We start from the raw sequence: 16,902 nt of genomic DNA on the forward strand, positions 1-16,902 counted from the left end.
TTTAAAATTTGTAGCTTATTCCTGCTTTTACAGCGAACGGAGTTCCGGGAGTAAAACATAATTCTGATACTGAACTAGCCTCGTCTCTAAGTCTGGTTTCTGTTTCAAATTGCGCTTCATTCCATTTGGTATTAAAGATGTTTTGAAACTGCATATTTACTTCCCAGTTTCTTTTTCCATAAGCCAAGACAAGATCATTAACAAAATAGCCTCGTGTTCTTACTGAATTGTCTTCTATGGCAGGTCGCGAATCCATATAGCGGTATCTTAAATTTGCTGAAAAACCTGAAGGAAGTTTTACTGCAACACCTCCAGTACTGGTAAGAGTTGGTACTAACGGAATATAATCTTCTCCTTTTGGCTCATCAATAAAACGGGCATGGGCATAATTAAGATCTCCGTCTAAATAAAGCCAAGAAATGGGTTGGTATCTCAAACTCAAATCAAAACCTAAACGACGTGTTTTTCCTGATGGCTCTACCACTGCTTCGTCTCCAACATATACAAATTCCTGCTGCAAATACATGTGCCAGATCGCTGGCTGAATAATCATATTGGCTGTTGGGCGCAGAATAACACCAAAATCACTTCCAAAAGAATAAGGAAGAATGTCTTTTCCATCTTGTGCTACTACAACTCTTACGTCGTTTGAGTGAAATCCAAAACCAGATTTAATATACCATTGCACATTTTGGTTCTGTGTATACGAAATATTCAATTTTGGACTTACTCTAGCCGCCGAAGCTTCTTTCGCCGCAGGTAAACTAGCAAGACGATCGTGAAGACTAAAGGTAAAATAGTCTAGCCTCGCTGATGGATTGATTAGCCATTTCCCTATTCTATAATCAATTGAGGTATAACCGTGAACATTGACTTCTGTAGCAGATCCATCAGATAATCTATCTAATAATAAATCACGCTGAAAAACATGGCTTAATTGTAAATCCTTGATATCATCAAAACGGAATCCTGCTCCCGATGTCCAAGTCATGTTGCTATTTTCAAATGCAAATCTTCGGACATACTTATTTTCAAGACCATAAATAGAACGATTGTCAGTTTGCTGAATCTCATCTCCGTAAACAGGATCGTTTAGAAAAAAAGTAAAATTCGAAAACAGATTAAAATTATATTTAGAATAGAATAAATTGCTCGAAAACTCTTCATTCTCATTGGCTAAGTATTTATAATTTACAGCAAGGTTTGTTCTCGAAGTCCTTCCGCCTTCAGTTGGATCTATAGATCCCCATCTGCTTATAATTCCTTCTTCTACTGCCCTTTCAGGAATTTGTCCCGAAGCATTCCAGTTTGAAAAAAAGGTAGATCCTAAAATAGAGATATATTGTTTTTCATCAATCCATTGGCTGTACTTCGCTAAAAAATTAACGCGTGTAAAATCCTGTTTGACATCAAACGGTCCATCGGTATAATTGAATTCACCCGCTACATAGAAACTTTTGTCTTTATCATTTTTATTTATAAGATTAAGCATTGTAACTGCTCGCATCGTATTAAACGAACCTCCTTCAATCTTAAAAAGGTTATTTTCTAATTTGTCATACGTACTAAAATTTACATAACCCGAGGTATTAAAATCTCCTTTATCGGCATAATAAGATCCTTTACCAAAATCGATATCTTTGATTGTTTCTGGAATCAGAAAATGCAGATCGGCATATCCCTGTCCATGTGCATGTGAGACTATATTTACTGGCATTCCATCTGCCATAACACTGATATCTGTTCCATGATCATTATCAAAACCTCGCAAAAATATTTGTTCTGCTTTACCTCCTCCAGCATGCTGGGCAATAAAAAGTCCAGGAACTTTTCGCAATAGATCCTGCGCAGAATTTACGGGGGCCATTTTTAAATCGACTTTCATTATTTGTTTTCTGAAGTCGATATTACTAATTACTATTTTACTCAGATGCACTGTATCTGCTTCTGATTTGTTTACTTCTATTTTTTTTGCTTCTGGCTTATTTACTTCTTGAGCAAATCCATTCTGCGCCGCTAACAATACTATTACAATTGCTGTAAAAAGTTTGTTTCTCATTATTCTTAATTTTCTTCTACAATTGCCGTTTTATTTTCAAAACGACCTACTATTTTTTTTAGGAATACAATTACCCACATCGATAAAACAAATGGAAACGTAAGTGTAATCCATCCGTTATGCATCATAAAAATATCAAAGTATGTTGCTATTACTACTGATAGCAATACATATAATCCATCTCTTGGCTTTGTTCCGCTGCATGCAATTCCGCATAAGACAGCGTTGAAACTAAACATTCCATCTTCTATTAATTTTACAGAATCCTGATCAAAATGTGCAATTGCCGCTGCAATTACAGCTGCTAGAAATCCGTATAAAGCTGCTGTGGGATTATTGAGAAAAACCCCTATAAAAAACAGCAAACCTGCAGCAATAGTTCCCTGAAAAATCACCTCACTATAAGCATGCGCTGCTACTGCAAAATCTTCAAGTTCAGGCATCTCTCCTTTTACTACAGACACTCTTCCTGTTGCTAATCCAAAATGTTGGATACTCAAAACAGCAATTACTGTAATAACAATAAAAGGAAAGGTGAAAAAGGGAATCTTTTTACGAATGGAAAATTCCATTAGCAATGTGCTTAGTATAGATCCTAAAACAAGTAAAAACCATATTAACGGACTTGTTTCAAAGAAGAAAACTAATCCTACTCCGACTAACGTTGCATTAAATCCGTATAAACCTGCCTTTATATTTTCGTCACTGAAATTGCAAATTTTTGCTGTCGCAGTACCGATTATAGAACTTAGCAAAGCTGCAACTCCCATAAGGACAGAATCATAAGATATCGCAATTAAAAATAATAATCCTGTCCAAGCACTTTCTTGAAGCATGATTTGTCCAATGCCCTTAAGCACTGTTTCTACTATTGATTTTATTTTTTTCATTTGTATATACTTCTAGAAATAAAAATTATTTGAATTACCAGCCTAAAAAGACCATCCCGACACCACATGCTAAAACTACTGCTCCGCTAATTGCTGGGGTATAACGTTCGAGTTTTTCTGTTTTGAAAAAAGAATATCCATAAACTCCCAAAAGCACCATGCCAAGCATAGTTAAAACTGTGCTTAGCGTAAAAACACCAATGATGGTAGAAATTTCGCCAACAGAACGCTTTAACCCAGAATAGAATAATAAAGGAATTAGCGGTTCACTTGGCCCCATTACAAAAATGGCAAACAAAACTAAAGGCGTTACTTTAACTCGATTCGTAGGCATAACTACTTCTCCATGTTTATGCGAAAACACAAATACATCTTCTCCCATTACGTCAAAATGTTTGTGCGCTTTGTTCTTGTATGCAGCCCAAAGCCCGTAAATAAGATAAATTGCACCAAATAACAGCAGTGCCCAGCTTGCAACATTGCCTCTAAAATCTTGGAAAAAGGTTATTTTATTGATTTGCCATCCTAAGAAAACTCCAATAAATCCTAAAACTACCGAACTCAAAATATGTCCAAAACCGCAAACTATTGTAAGCATAATTGTCTTGGACATACTCCATTTGCGAGATCTTGATAAAACAATAAATGGCAAATAATGATCAGGTCCCGAAGCTGTATGAAAAAAGCTGATGCTGATCGCTGTAATTGATAATGCTATTAAATTTGAATCCATAATCTGCTTAAATTTGTATTACTGCTTTTTCTTCCCAAAGCACATCCTGCACTTTTCTAAAAAAATCAAACATTTGCTCTCCTCCATTTCCTAGAATTCTAATCACAAAACCATTTGCTTCTAGTTTACTGATTCCGAATGAAACATTTTCTAGTCCTTCTAGTTCTTTAAAAAAGTATTCTATACGATCTTCTAAGTCGTCATCTTTTGTATTGAGATATACAAAAGTTCCTTGATGGGTAAAGCCTTCGAGCAAACCCATCGCGGCTAAGGGCATAATATCTGGCCTTAAGAGAACATTGTCTTTTAAGACCAGTCTATCGTGATGAAAAACCTCTAGAAGATTTTGAAAATGAGCATACTTAAAAGTTTCTCCGTGATGTTTACGGCCGCAGGTAATAATTTCGCTTATCGTCAAATCACAATCATCTTCGATGTAAATCTTACTATGACTTTTAAATGTTGAATCTTCATGAGGCACCACAGGGTGAGGAACATACGAGAAAGAAGTTCCTTTTTCCATTTTGACATTCATGATTTGCGAAGCACTCCCATCCATGTTAAACAATCGCTGATAGGATTGTGACTGCAATTGTAAACGAGCATTTTCTTTTACATTCACCTGTATATCGTAAACATCACCGCTTAAAATTCCAGGTGATGAACTCATGATCATCAAATACGAAGCTCCATCAGATTTATACTGTCCAACAGGCATAATCCTGAAGGGCTGTGTCACGTATGCATCTCTTAAAAATGATTCCCCAGCCCTTTCTTCTACTTCTATTTTTAGGGTACTTACCATTTGATTAACGAACTAAATTTGGTTCTTCAATATCTTCTAGCAATGCATATTTCTTGATCCAGCCAATAACTTCATCAATTCCTTCTGTAGATCTAAGGTTTGAGAATACAAATGGTGCGCCTTTTCTCATTCTACGTGCATCGTTCTCCATCACTTCTAAACTTGCTCCAACGTAAGGCGCTAAGTCAATTTTATTAATCAAAAGCAAATCTGATCTTGTAATACCAGGTCCACCTTTACGAGGGATTTTCTCTCCTTCGGCCACATCAATTACGAAAATCGTCACATCGGCTAAATCTGGTGAAAAGGTTGCTGAAAGGTTATCTCCACCACTTTCAATTAGAATTAATTCGATATCGGGAAAGCGCGAAACCAATTCATCTACTGCTTCCAAATTCATACTCGCATCTTCACGAATCGCTGTGTGAGGACATCCTCCAGTTTCTACTCCAATGATTTTTTCTTTTGGCAACAAACTGTTTTTTACCATAAATTCGGCATCTTCTTTAGTGTAGATGTCATTAGTAATTACACCTAAATTATAGTCATTTAGCATTTTTCGGCTTAAACGTTCTAACAATGCAGTTTTTCCTGATCCTACAGGTCCTGCCACTCCTACTTTTACATATTTTCTAGTTTCCATTTCTTTGTTTTTTTATTCTTTCTTTCTTCTTTTCTCTTTCTTCTTTTCTCTATTCCTACGACATATATAATCTTGAATAAAGTCTCTCATGCTGCATACAGCGAATATCAAACGCGATGCTGCAGAGTCCTACAAGTTCTCTGTCTATTGTTAAAGTTTCTTTTGCTAATTTTTTAAGCAGTGGTTGCAATTCGAATAAAACATCTTGTCCATCTAATTGTCCTAAAGGCACTAGCTTAACCGAATTAGTAATCATTCCGATCGCGGCATTGTAATAGAATGCAAACAAAGCTTCGTCTAATGGAATTTCCAGTAACTGCGCGTACAATCCAAAAGTGATGCAATAATGCGCTGTTGCTTCTTTATTGGCAATTGCTTGTTCATAATCGTTAATAAGATCAAAAGCTTTTTGTCTTCTAAAAATCTTAATTAATCGAATTCCTAATTTCTGACTTGCCTCTCGTATTTCGCGTGGACTCTTTAATGCACTGCATTCTTGATCTAATTTTATTATCGTCTCTAAATCATTTTCTGCAGCAGCAACATAAGCTAGCTTTAAGAAAGAGGCATCATTATATTTAATGTTATACATTAACATGTTTGTTACAAACTCTTTTGCCGAAGCCACAGAATTTACTGCTTCATCCTGAACGTAAGTCTCCAATCCGTTTGAGTGCGTATATCCTCCAATTGGCAAAGTTGGATCCGCTAAATGCAGAAGACTTCCTAAATAAGTGTTTTCTATATTAGTCATTTGAAGAAGCCATATTTAGGATTTTTGTAAAAAGGGACGAATTTCCGTGACCATGAGGCGCTACATTTGATTTTAGCAAATGCAAGAGCTGTATCTCCTGTTTTTTTGGTTTGTAACCACTCGCTTCAAGCCATCTAAACATTGGCATTTCAAAAGGCATCATAATCTGATCATTCTGAATGAATAATGGAAGATGTTTGTTTCCAATTTCATAACAAATGGTTCCCATTTCTAATAAAGATGAAGGTGTCATTACGATCGCGTCACAAGGTTTAATATTTACAACAATCACTTTTTTGTCATCCTGATAAAGAATATCATCTTGGTTCAATCGCTGTCCTTCCTGAATAAACTTAATCGCAATTTCTATCCCTGAATTTGTTCGCTTGCGCTGAATTCTCTTAGTCGTTTCAAACCACTCAATTTCAAGAAGATCAATTTCAAGACCTTCAATTGAATGTGTTTTTGTATTACCTATTATCTGTTGTATAATCATTATTTCGATTTTTTAAGGGAAATGTTTTTTGAAACTCCTAATCCGAATGTTGATCCATTTATTCCGGCAACAAATGTTCGATTACTCGTTTTATTTGCATCATTTCCTGTAGTATTTTCATATGATAATTCACAGAACTTCGCTTTTAGTGCCCATCCATGACCAAGAAGTACGGCAACAATTGGGTATATTCTTCCCAGATAACCGTTATAGCTATAAGATCCTGGCGTATTCATAAGCGTATTTCCCCATACATAATGCGCGTCAGCCTGAGCGATAATGGCAAAATGATCTCCAATATTCCAAGAGTCACTGTAAAAAGGACCGATTTCGTGTTTAGAGTCGGTAAGATTTCCTCCTGCGTTTTTCTCTTGATCAAAAGCAAAATTCATCCCTGCAACAACGTGATCATTAAAAAAATATCCTACTCCAATTGGGTTTGCACCAAAACTACTTCCTGTATTATTATTGTCTTTATAAGTTAAAGAACCATAAAGCATTAAAGATCCTTTCTGTGCATGAACCGTTGTTAAAGACGTGCATACTAAGAGAAGAATTAAACCCAAATTAATTTTCCAACTATTCATAAATTCTTTTTTTGTTTTTATCTAATCTTACTGCAACAAGATAAATTGCCGCAGTAAGAAGTAGAATAACAGTTATTAATTAAAACAAGTAGTATAATTGTGCTAATGGAAGTTTATCCACAGGTTCGCAAGTGATTTTTTCTCCATCGATTGTCACGGTATAGTTTTCAGCATTTACCATGATTTCTGGAGTTGCGTTGTTATGAATCATATCAGCCTTGCCAATGTTTCTGCAATTTGAAACTGCTAGTAATTTCTTTTCCAAACCATATTCTTCGGCAATATTATTGTCGATACCAGCTTGAGATACAAAGGTGAAAACCGTTTTAGTCAATGCTTTTCCATACGTTCCAAACATATTACGCATAATAATAGGCTGCGGTGTTGGAATAGAAGCATTAGCATCCCCCATTTTGCTTGCGGCAATAAAACCTCCTTTTACGATAATTTCTGGCTTCACTCCAAATAATGAAGGTTTCCAAATTACCAAGTCAGCAATTTTACCTGCTTCTATTGACCCAACATAATTAGAAATTCCGTGCGCGATTGCAGGATTAATTGTGTATTTAGACACATATCTTTTTGCGCGATAGTTGTCGTTTTTGTTTGCTGCATCTTCGGCTAAATGACCTTTCTGTTTCTTCATTTTATCTGCCGTCTGCCAAGTACGAGTAATTACTTCGCCTACACGCCCCATAGCTTGCGAGTCTGAACTCATAATACTGAACACTCCCATATCCTGAAGCACGTCTTCTGCTGCAATAGTTTCTGGGCGAATACGTGAATCGGCAAAAGCCACATCTTCTGGAATTTTTGGACTCAGGTGATGACAAACCATCAACATATCCAAATGCTCATCTATAGTATTTGTTGTATAAGGTCTCGTTGGATTTGTAGATGCTGGCAATACATTTGGATACATTGCAGCTTTGATAATATCTGGCGCGTGACCACCACCCGCTCCTTCAGTATGGAATGTATGGATAACACGTCCCGCAATAGCATTCATAGTATCTTCAAGAAATCCTGCTTCGTTAAGCGTATCGGTGTGTATGGCAACTTGAACATCATATTTATCCGCTGCTTTTAAAGAAGCATCAATTACAGCTGGAGTTGCTCCCCAATCTTCATGGATTTTTACTCCCAATGCTCCTGCTTCAATTTGTTCTTCAATTGGAGCTTCTGTAGCCACATTCCCTTTTCCGAAGAAACCAACATTTACAGGAAATGCTTCTGCAGCCTGCAACATTCTCTTAATGTTATGTTTTCCTGGCGTAACTGTTGTAGCATTTGTACCATCAGCAGGTCCAGTTCCACCACCTATCATCGTAGTAACTCCACTATACAAAGCCGTTTCTATTTGAGTAGGACTAATAAAGTGAATGTGCGTATCAATTCCTCCAGCTGTAACAATATAACCATGACCTCCATGAACTTCTGTTGAGGCTCCGATGATCATGCCTGGTGTGATATTGTCCATAGTATCAGGATTTCCTGCTCTACCAACTCCAACAATTTTCCCATCTTTAATACCAATATCTCCTTTTACAATTCCCCAGTGGTCAATAATTGTCGCACCAGTAATTACAAAATCTAGAACACCTTCATCACGCAAAGCAGTCGAAGATTGACACATCCCGTCTCTAACTGTTTTTCCTCCTCCAAATTTTGCTTCGTCTCCATAAGAGCAGAAATCTTTTTCAATTTCTATAATAAGCTCTGTATCTCCTAAACGTATTTGATCTCCAACAGTTGGACCAAAAATACTTGTATAATTTTTTCTAGTTACCTCTAAACTCATGATTTCACATTTTTAAATTCGCCTTCTTTTAAACGCTCTAATGCAACAGCTTTGTTATGCGGAGATAAGTCTCCATCTACTAAGTTGTTGTGTCCAAAAAGTCGCTGGTTTCCGCCAAACTCCGTCAGTTCAACTTCTTTCTCTTCTCCTGGCTCAAATCTCACTGCTGTACTGGCAATAATGTTTAATCGCATTCCGAATGCTTTTTCTCTGTCAAATGACATCATTCTATTCACTTCAAAAAAGTGAAAATGTGAACCTACCTGGATTGGTCTGTCTCCTGTATTGGTAACTTTTATAGTTAACGTTTCACGGCTATCATTGCAAATAATAGCACTATCTTTTAATATAATTTCTCCTGGAATCATTGCTAATATTTTAAGTTTATCGCACAGGATTGTGCACTGTTACTAATTTGGTTCCATCAGGAAATGTTGCTTCAATTTGTATATCATGAATCATTTCCGCAACGCCATCCATTACATCTTCTTTACGAAGCAGCGTTGCACCATATTGCATTAACTCGGCTACTGTTTTACCATCTCTCGCACATTCCATCAATTCACTGCTAATAAGAGCAATGGTTTCAGGATAATTTAGTTTTAAGCCACGGGCTTTTCTTTTTTGAGCCAATTCTCCAGCTGTATGCAGCATTAGCTTCTCAATTTCTCTTGGTGTTAAATGCATAATAAAATATTTTGGGTTATGAATGTAGAGATCCGCATAACTGATCTCTTTTTTTGTAGATCAATAATGATTTCTTTAAATAATAAAAATGAATTGAGATTAGGGCAATGCCTGCCCTCTCCAAATAAGATTCTACTTGGACAAGCGTAATTGTGCATTTTTCACAAGAAGCGTCGCACCTTTCCTATTTACTGCAAAATGTAGTGTATCACTTAAGATAATAAGTCTTTATTAAAATTTGAGCATAAATCTCCTCTCAAGATAAAAATCTAAATTTTCACCATGAAGCAATATGCTAAACTTCTATTAAGCAGTCAAATAAGAATAAAAAAAAGAATTAAACGTGGATTTTCAAGCTATGAAATAGGATATTTCGTGACATGTTTCTAAAAGGAATTATGTTTCGTTCCCATAATCCTTGACTGTTTAATTTTATATTTTCAATATAAACAAAACAATCATCCTTAAAGCTTGTGAAATGTAAATTAAGCGGAGATACAGGCAAAGAACTGCTGCATTTTTCCGTTTCAGAAGTATTCTCTAGTAAAACAAATTTTAACTCATCAGAATCTGAAAACGCTTTATTAATAAAAGCTTTATTAGTAGTTAGCGTCTCAAGAACTGATTCAGTTCCTGTCTGAGTATTTAGTCTCTTCACAATGCAGTTGCTATAACTATTTGGAATAGTTAAAAGGCAAATTTGTAAGAATAAGATGTAGGCTAACTTCATCGAGAAGATTTCAATTATTAGAGAATTGTTCTTTTATACTCGCAAAATTAATGGGGTTACAATACAATTGAGTAGCACAAATCTTGACTTTTCTTTTCCAAATTTACAAATAACAGAAATTTAACACTCTTTTCTTGGGTTTACAAATTAGCAAAAACTGACGTTTATTCTTCCATTACAAAACTTAGATATGAAAAATTGTCACAATCAATTCAATTCCATGTCAAATATTTTTTGCTCTTTCGTTTCTACAAAACCAATTTTATCATAAAATAAATGGGCTTCTTTGCGAAGAGCATTGCATCTTACTCGTATTTTCTTACTTCTTTTTGATTGAGCCCATTCTATTAGTTTTTTAACCAAAATTTCGCCAATTCCATTTCTTCGATATTTTTCATCTACTATAAGTCCTCCAATTTCTACAAAAGCATCAGACTCAACTCTAAGAGAGTAAAAACCATGAATCCAACCAATAATATTTTCATTATCGAGAATTACAAAAACACAATTATCATCATTATTTAAAATCTGGCTAAGACGATTCTCTGTTTTCTCCATTGCAGATTTATAACCTAGCTGACTAGATAGTTCGTCAATAAATTTAGCATCATTTAATTCTGCTTGCCTTAAAAACAATTTTATATTTCTTTTATCTTCCATTACTGTTAAGTTATAAGTGTTACTTAATTACAAAGTAATAATAAAAAAAATATTATTGTCATTTCTTCAAATTGACACAAACGTCTTTTAAGTATTTAAAACTTCTTGTTTTAATCTTATGTGATTAGTCTATTGCTAATCACATAAGATTACTACGAGCTATTTTATCAAAACATTTTATTCATATTTTTTTAATACTTTTTTACATAAAATATTTTTTACTGCTAAAAAAGTCAATAAAATATATTTTCAGGACATTATTACACCTAAAAATGTATTTTATTTCTCCCTCCAAAAATCATTATTAGTCAATTTTGCACACGAAATTACTGAAGACCTCCATATGAAACCATGTCATAGGTAATTTCCAAAACTAACTATTCAATTAACCAAATTACCAACCGAAATGACAAATTTTAACAGGATTAAAATGGGTCCTAACGGTGTATCTGGATTTAGTTTGAAAACAAAATTGATACTATTCTGTGTCTTGTTTTCTTTATCCCAAATCCACGGATATGCTCTTAGTTCCAAAGGCGTGGCGAAATCGCAAAATGTACAACAACAAAAAAGCATTACCGGACAGGTCAATGATGAAACTGGTATGCCGTTACCAGGTGTGACTATTTTAGAAAAAGGAAGTAAAAATGCTGTCTTAACAGATTTTGACGGAAAATTTTCTTTAAAAGTAGAAAATGAAAATGCTGTATTAGTATTCTCTTTCATGGGTTATACAAATACTGAAGTTTCCGTAAAAGGAAAAACTACCGTAAATGTAAAAATGCAAAGAGCAACAGCTTCACTAGAAGAAGTTGTGGTTGTAGGATACGGTAAAATGAAGAAAAAGGATTTAACTGGGGCAATTACTCAGGTTTCTCCTGATAGATTAGTTAACCAAAATCCACAGACCGTTCAGGATATCTTAAGAGGAACTCCAGGTGTACGAGTAGGTTATGATCCTTCGGCAAAAGGAGGCGGAAAAATACAAATTCGCGGACAGACTTCTATATATACTGCCAGTACGAATAAGGATGATAAAAGTGGTCCTCACAACGCTCCACTAATTATTCTTGACGGAATGCAGTTTTATGGTGAATTATCAGAAATTAATCCCGACGATATTGCACAGCTTGACATTCTAAAAGATGCTTCGGCATCATCTGTTTACGGATCGAGAGCGGCGGCAGGGGTTATTCTTATTTCAACCAAAAAAGGTAAAACAGGTAAACCTATGGTTAATTTTACTACGAACACAACCATTAGCAACAAGAGCGCTTATCGTACCGTATATTCTCCCGAAGGTTACTTAAAATACCGCGAAGATTGGGAAACTGCTCAAACCTACGGCGTTAATCCTGCTACAGGACAATACGAAGCTTTTATATCAGGAACAGTAGCTAATGGCAGACCTGGGTATTTTTCGAATCCAAATGATTTAGCAAAATGGGGCATTACAGAAGCACAATGGCTAGCGTATCAGCCAGCTTCTCAAACAAATGGAAAAAGCAGCAAAGAAGTATGGGGAAATCGTTTAGGATTAAATTTTGATCCTTCATTGATGGCAAATTTCTTAGCAGACAAAACACACGATTGGAGGGATAGTTCTTTTAGAACAGGAATTAATCATGATAATAATTTGAGCATTTCCGGCGCAAGCGATAGAGTAAATTATTATATGTCTTTTGGCTATTTGACTTCAGAAGGAGCGATTGTTGGAAATGACTATAAATCTGCTCGCTCTAACATGAAAGTGGATGCTAAAGTTACAGACTGGCTTGACCTTGGATTAAACGTAAATTTCCAAGATCGATCAGACGGAGATGTTACGCCTTCTCTGGACACTCGTTCTGGATTCAATAATATGATGAGAACCAGTCCGTTTGGAACCTTTATAGATGCAAATGGCAAATACGAGAGACAGCCAATGGGAAAAAATGTTTCTGGACAAAATTATAACTATTACTACGAGCGCCAATTTATTGATAAAGAGACAGGATATGTAACCTTGAATACCATTTTTAATGCAAAGGTAACTTTACCATTAGGTATTACCTATACATTTAATATTGCACCTCGTTACCAATTTTTTCACGATCGCTATTTCAGATCTACGCAAAATCCAAACTGGCCTGCAGCTACTACAGGGGTAAACAGAAATAATTCTACCAGATTTGATTATAACCTGAATAATACCATAACATGGGATTATACAATTGCTGAAAAACACCATTTTATCGCCACTTTTGTTCAAGAAGCTGAAGAACGACGTTATTGGTCAGATGAAACAGATGCATATAATATTCAGCCTTCAGATGCTTTAGGATTTCACTACGTGAATACGGCAACAATGGCCAATAGTGCTATTAGATCAAATGACACACATGAAACAGCAGATGCATTAATGGCTAGACTTTTCTATTCGTTTGATAACCGTTATATGCTTACAGCTACCATACGTCGTGATGGATATTCGGCATTTGGTGCTGCAAAACCTTATGCAGTTTTCCCATCTTTTGGAGTTTCATGGAGTTTTAAAAATGAAAAATGGTTTAACTGGGATGCAATGAGTACTGGTAAATTGCGTATATCTTGGGGAAAGAATGGAAACAGAGCGCTTGAGAATCCATACATATCATTGGCAAACTTGGTTAATACGGGAACAATGGGATATCTAGATGCTTCAGGAAAAGCGCTAGAAATTAAGTATTTATCTCTTGATCGTATGGCAAATCCACATCTTGAATGGGAAAAAACAGCCGCAACAAATATTGGTCTTGACATAGGCTTCTTACATGATCGCATTACTGCTACTTTAGACGTATACAGGTCATCTACTCGTGATATGATTATGAACCAATCTTTACCAGGATTTACTGGTTTTTCATCGATTGCTACTAATCTTGGAGAGGTACAAAACCGCGGTGTTGAATTGAGCCTTAACACTCTTAACATGAAAAAGCCAAACTTTGAGTGGCGTACTACATTTGGAATTTCTTATAACGAGAATAAAATTGTGTCATTGTATGGCAACATGGTAGATACTAAAGATGCTAACGGCAATGTCATCGGGAAAAAAGAGGGAGATGATTCTGCTAATGGATGGTTTATAGGTAAACCAATCTCTCTAATTTGGGATTACAGAGTAACTGGAATCTGGCAGAAAGATGAATGGAAGGAAGCTCAAAAGTACGGACAGCGTCCTGGAGATCCAAAAGTAGCAAACAGCTATACAGCAGATGATGTAGATGCGGTTGATGCAGATGGACAGCCTTATAAAAAAGCAGTTTACAATGAAAAAGACAAACAGTTTTTAGGAAATTCAAATCCTCCAGTACAATGGATGCTACGTAATGATTTTAAAATTTATAAAAATTGGGATTTGGGTATCAGCATGTATTCTAATATGGGTGGCAAATCACTTGATTCAAATTATATGAACACTTTCAATGATTCAAGTTTGTATAAATTCAACTTCAATCCATATTTAAATCCATATTGGACACTTGATAACCCAACAAATGAGTGGGCACGTCTTGATGCCAAAGGACCTGCTGGAACTCCAGCTGCTCCAGGAAGACTATACGACCGTAGTTTTATTCGTCTAGACAATATTTCTTTAGCCTATACTCTTCCAAGAGATCTTATGGACAAAGTGCATATTAAAAGTATAAAAATCTATGCTTCAGTTCAAAACGTAGCAACTTGGGCAGCATCTAAAGAATGGAAATATTATGGAGATCCAGAAACAGGAGGATTAGCTACGAGACAGTTTAATTTAGGTTTTAATTTCCAACTTTAACATTATTCAACAATGAAAAAATATATAAAAAATAGCATTTCAAGACTAGTGCCATTTGTATTATTGGCAGCGTTTTCTAGTTCTTGTTCAAAAGATTTTCTCGAAGCAGATCCGCTTTCATTCTACGAACCAGAAACTACATTTTCTACAGAAGCTGGGTTACAGGCAACTTTAGCATTGTGCGATAAACAATTGCGCAATAACTATATTCACTTTGGTTATTCTGGTGTTAGTGTGCCAATTGGAACGGAATACCTCTTCTCTGATATGGCGCAATATGGAAAAACAGATACAGGAAGTAATATTGCCGATTATGCTAATACTATTGTTCCTACAGGAGATTATAGAAGAGATGCGGGTGGAGAACATATTTATCTTGGGTTCCTTTGGACTGAAGCTTATACAGGAATTAAGAATGCTAATACTGTATTAACCTATATTGACAAAGTGACAACTTTAACAGAAGATGTTAAACGTAAATATATCGGGCAAGCTTATTTTCATAGAGCATACCGTTATCTTAACTTAGTATACCAATTTGGAGACATTCCTTTGATTACTAAAATTTTAGAAGTTCCAAAACAGAGCTATTATTCTACTAAAAAAGAAGCCATCATAGAAATGATTACAGCAGATATGGAGAAAGCTGTAGAATGGGTACCTGAACAATCAAAAATAGGTTATGTAGGTATGATTAGTAAAGGTGCTTGCCGTCAGTTATTAATTAAATGCTATTTGGCATCTGGAAGATTTGCTGATGCTGAAGCACAAGCAAACATTTTGATTAATCAATCTGGTTATACTTTGGTACAAGGCAATTTAGGAATTTTTGATCCAGGAGGAAATCCTACTGCATGGCCTATTACAAGAAATGTAATCTGGGACTTGCACAGACCAGAAAATAAAGTAATTGCAGCAAACACTGAAGCTATTTTGGTAGCACCAAATGGAGGAGCACAATCATTTTTAGCATTTTCTTCAATGAGAATTTTTGGGCCAAACTGGAATGATGCCAACTTAATTACTCCAGATGGTAAAACAGCAGCGCCTCGTTTTCCATCGAATGATAAAACAAACTATAATGTAAAATATGATTACCAAAGAGCAATCGGACGTGGTATTGGTACCATCAGCGGCTCATATTATTCACAGCATCCAATGTGGGTTGTTAATGGTGTTGAAGACAAAGTAGATCTTAGACATAATAGTACAGTTGGCAACTGGGTAAATATGGAAGACCTTAAATATGCTCCTGGGGCTGGTGGAAGTGCAACATGGGCTGGGCAAAACTTCAGAATGAAGGATGCTACAGGTAAATTATTAGCACAAGATTCTATCCGTGATTGGTATGATTTCCCTCATTACAAAATCTTCTATCACGACGTTGTAGCCGAAGCAAATCCGGCAGCAAATGATTTTCAGGGAGCTACTGCAGGTGCAAGTGCTCATATGTATATTTATCGCTTAGCCGAAACGTATTTATTGCGCGCCGAAGCACGTTTTTATCAAGGTAATGTTTCTGGAGCCGCTCAAGATGTGAATGTAGTGAGAGCAAGAGCTAAAGCTTCTCGAATGTACACGACAGTAACTATTGGTGATATTTGTGCCGAAAGAGGAAGAGAACTTTATATGGAAGAATGGAGAAATGTAGAGTTAAAACGTATCTCGCACTGTCTGGCTCTGAGTGGAAAAGCAGATGAATGGGGAAATACTTATAATAAGGACACTTGGGATAAACAATCAGGAAAAGATGCAACTGGCGGAAGCTACTGGTGGCAACGTATTGTTCATTATACTCTTTACAATAAATATCCAGCAGGTATTGCTATTAAACCAGGAGTAAAATTTTATTCTATGGATAAGCGAAATAATTATTGGCCAATTCCTTATAAACTTGCTATAGAACCTAATATCAAAGGTCAATTAAGTCAAAATTTTGGTTATGACGGATATGATGCAGGAGTAAAAGTTTGGGATAAATGGCAAGATGCTGTTGCTGACGAAAGCAAAATTTAATCTTTTTGATTTTTATTTACTATCGAAAAGAATCAAAGAGAATGACTCTGAACTTTTAATGGTAAAACAAATTTAAAAGTACCCAATGAAAAAGGGCTAAAATGTTAATCAATAACATTTTAGCCCTTTTCTTTTATTCCATACTTCCTTACTATTTACTTCAAGATTTATAAATGAACTCTCCACTATTCATTCAAACTATAATACAATAATTAGGAACTAAAAAATAAGTTCAGTTCGTC

The 16,902-nt window shown here is 35.6% G+C and carries 14 protein-coding genes; 2 read left to right on the forward strand and 12 right to left on the reverse strand.

Annotated elements, in window-relative coordinates; all coding sequences use genetic code 11:
• Nucleotide 1 precedes the first annotated feature (1 nt).
• From OZP10_RS22320 to OZP10_RS22375, 12 genes are all read right to left on the reverse strand, one after another.
• Entirely contained in the window at nt 2–2,059 is a 2,058-nt protein-coding gene (locus OZP10_RS22320; protein ID WP_281632860.1) for a TonB-dependent receptor, read from the reverse strand.
• Between the two features lie 5 nt (nt 2,060–2,064).
• The gene (locus OZP10_RS22325) at nt 2,065–2,949 is read right to left on the reverse strand and encodes an urea transporter (protein WP_281632861.1); all 885 of its coding nucleotides are present in this window, start codon (nt 2,947–2,949) and stop codon (nt 2,065–2,067) included.
• Nucleotides 2,950–2,983: 34 nt separating this feature from the next.
• On the reverse strand, nt 2,984–3,682 hold the full coding sequence (locus OZP10_RS22330) for a hypothetical protein (RefSeq protein ID WP_111424813.1): 699 nt from the start codon (nt 3,680–3,682) through the stop codon (nt 2,984–2,986).
• A 7-nt stretch (nt 3,683–3,689) separates the two neighbouring features.
• A complete protein-coding gene (locus OZP10_RS22335) occupies nt 3,690–4,487 on the reverse strand; it encodes an urease accessory protein UreD (RefSeq protein ID WP_281632862.1) in 798 nt (265 codons plus the stop codon).
• Between the two features lie 4 nt (nt 4,488–4,491).
• Nucleotides 4,492–5,130, reverse strand: a complete 639-nt coding sequence (gene ureG, locus OZP10_RS22340) for an urease accessory protein UreG (RefSeq protein WP_144213159.1) — start codon at nt 5,128–5,130, stop codon at nt 4,492–4,494.
• Between the two features lie 55 nt (nt 5,131–5,185).
• Nucleotides 5,186–5,875: an urease accessory protein UreF gene (locus tag OZP10_RS22345; protein ID WP_281634780.1), complete on the reverse strand. Its 690-nt coding sequence runs from the start codon at nt 5,873–5,875 to the stop codon at nt 5,186–5,188.
• A 1-nt stretch (nt 5,876) separates the two neighbouring features.
• The gene (ureE, locus tag OZP10_RS22350; RefSeq protein ID WP_281632863.1) at nt 5,877–6,380 is read right to left on the reverse strand and encodes an urease accessory protein UreE; all 504 of its coding nucleotides are present in this window, start codon (nt 6,378–6,380) and stop codon (nt 5,877–5,879) included.
• The gene (locus OZP10_RS22355) at nt 6,380–6,967 is read right to left on the reverse strand and encodes a hypothetical protein (RefSeq protein ID WP_281632864.1); all 588 of its coding nucleotides are present in this window, start codon (nt 6,965–6,967) and stop codon (nt 6,380–6,382) included. The genes ureE and OZP10_RS22355 overlap by 1 nt, the downstream gene beginning before the upstream one ends.
• 79 nt (nt 6,968–7,046) lie before the next feature.
• Nucleotides 7,047–8,768, reverse strand: a complete 1,722-nt coding sequence (gene ureC, locus OZP10_RS22360) for an urease subunit alpha (RefSeq protein ID WP_281632865.1) — start codon at nt 8,766–8,768, stop codon at nt 7,047–7,049.
• A complete protein-coding gene (ureB, locus tag OZP10_RS22365; RefSeq protein ID WP_281632866.1) occupies nt 8,765–9,136 on the reverse strand; it encodes an urease subunit beta in 372 nt (123 codons plus the stop codon). The genes ureC and ureB overlap by 4 nt, the downstream gene beginning before the upstream one ends.
• A 16-nt stretch (nt 9,137–9,152) precedes the next feature.
• Nucleotides 9,153–9,455 carry an urease subunit gamma gene (ureA, locus tag OZP10_RS22370; RefSeq protein WP_281632867.1) on the reverse strand — a complete coding sequence of 101 codons (303 nt, stop codon included), beginning with the start codon at nt 9,453–9,455 and terminating at the stop codon, nt 9,153–9,155.
• Nucleotides 9,456–10,392: 937 nt separating this feature from the next.
• The gene (locus OZP10_RS22375) at nt 10,393–10,845 is read right to left on the reverse strand and encodes a GNAT family N-acetyltransferase (protein ID WP_281632868.1); all 453 of its coding nucleotides are present in this window, start codon (nt 10,843–10,845) and stop codon (nt 10,393–10,395) included.
• Between the two features lie 406 nt (nt 10,846–11,251).
• Between OZP10_RS22375 and OZP10_RS22380 the strand changes: the two genes are divergently transcribed.
• Together OZP10_RS22380 and OZP10_RS22385 are read left to right on the forward strand one after the other, a co-directional pair.
• The gene (locus OZP10_RS22380; protein ID WP_281632869.1) at nt 11,252–14,644 is read left to right on the forward strand and encodes a SusC/RagA family TonB-linked outer membrane protein; all 3,393 of its coding nucleotides are present in this window, start codon (nt 11,252–11,254) and stop codon (nt 14,642–14,644) included.
• 12 nt (nt 14,645–14,656) lie between these two features.
• Nucleotides 14,657–16,660, forward strand: a complete 2,004-nt coding sequence (locus tag OZP10_RS22385; protein ID WP_281632870.1) for a RagB/SusD family nutrient uptake outer membrane protein — start codon at nt 14,657–14,659, stop codon at nt 16,658–16,660.
• Nucleotides 16,661–16,902: the final 242 nt, after the last annotated feature.

The sequence above is a fragment of the Flavobacterium luteolum genome, from assembly GCF_027111275.1.
GTDB classification, from domain to species: Bacteria; Bacteroidota; Bacteroidia; order Flavobacteriales; family Flavobacteriaceae; genus Flavobacterium; species Flavobacterium luteolum.

What these genes read in the sequence shown, in the direction of transcription:
- OZP10_RS22320 (WP_281632860.1), bottom strand. Translation starts at nt 2,059, where the DNA reads ATGAGAAACAAACTTTTTACAGCAATTGTAATAGTATTGTTAGCGGCG.
- OZP10_RS22325 (WP_281632861.1), bottom strand. Translation starts at nt 2,949, where the DNA reads ATGAAAAAAATAAAATCAATAGTAGAAACAGTGCTTAAGGGCATTGGA.
- OZP10_RS22330 (WP_111424813.1), bottom strand. Translation starts at nt 3,682, where the DNA reads ATGGATTCAAATTTAATAGCATTATCAATTACAGCGATCAGCATCAGC.
- OZP10_RS22335 (WP_281632862.1), bottom strand. Translation starts at nt 4,487, where the DNA reads ATGGTAAGTACCCTAAAAATAGAAGTAGAAGAAAGGGCTGGGGAATCA.
- ureG (WP_144213159.1), bottom strand. Translation starts at nt 5,130, where the DNA reads ATGGAAACTAGAAAATATGTAAAAGTAGGAGTGGCAGGACCTGTAGGA.
- ureE (WP_281632863.1), bottom strand. Translation starts at nt 6,380, where the DNA reads ATGATTATACAACAGATAATAGGTAATACAAAAACACATTCAATTGAA.
- OZP10_RS22355 (WP_281632864.1), bottom strand. Translation starts at nt 6,967, where the DNA reads ATGAATAGTTGGAAAATTAATTTGGGTTTAATTCTTCTCTTAGTATGC.
- ureC (WP_281632865.1), bottom strand. Translation starts at nt 8,768, where the DNA reads ATGAGTTTAGAGGTAACTAGAAAAAATTATACAAGTATTTTTGGTCCA.
- ureB (WP_281632866.1), bottom strand. Translation starts at nt 9,136, where the DNA reads ATGATTCCAGGAGAAATTATATTAAAAGATAGTGCTATTATTTGCAAT.
- ureA (WP_281632867.1), bottom strand. Translation starts at nt 9,455, where the DNA reads ATGCATTTAACACCAAGAGAAATTGAGAAGCTAATGCTGCATACAGCT.
- OZP10_RS22375 (WP_281632868.1), bottom strand. Translation starts at nt 10,845, where the DNA reads ATGGAAGATAAAAGAAATATAAAATTGTTTTTAAGGCAAGCAGAATTA.
- OZP10_RS22380 (WP_281632869.1), top strand. Translation starts at nt 11,252, where the DNA reads ATGACAAATTTTAACAGGATTAAAATGGGTCCTAACGGTGTATCTGGA.
- OZP10_RS22385 (WP_281632870.1), top strand. Translation starts at nt 14,657, where the DNA reads ATGAAAAAATATATAAAAAATAGCATTTCAAGACTAGTGCCATTTGTA.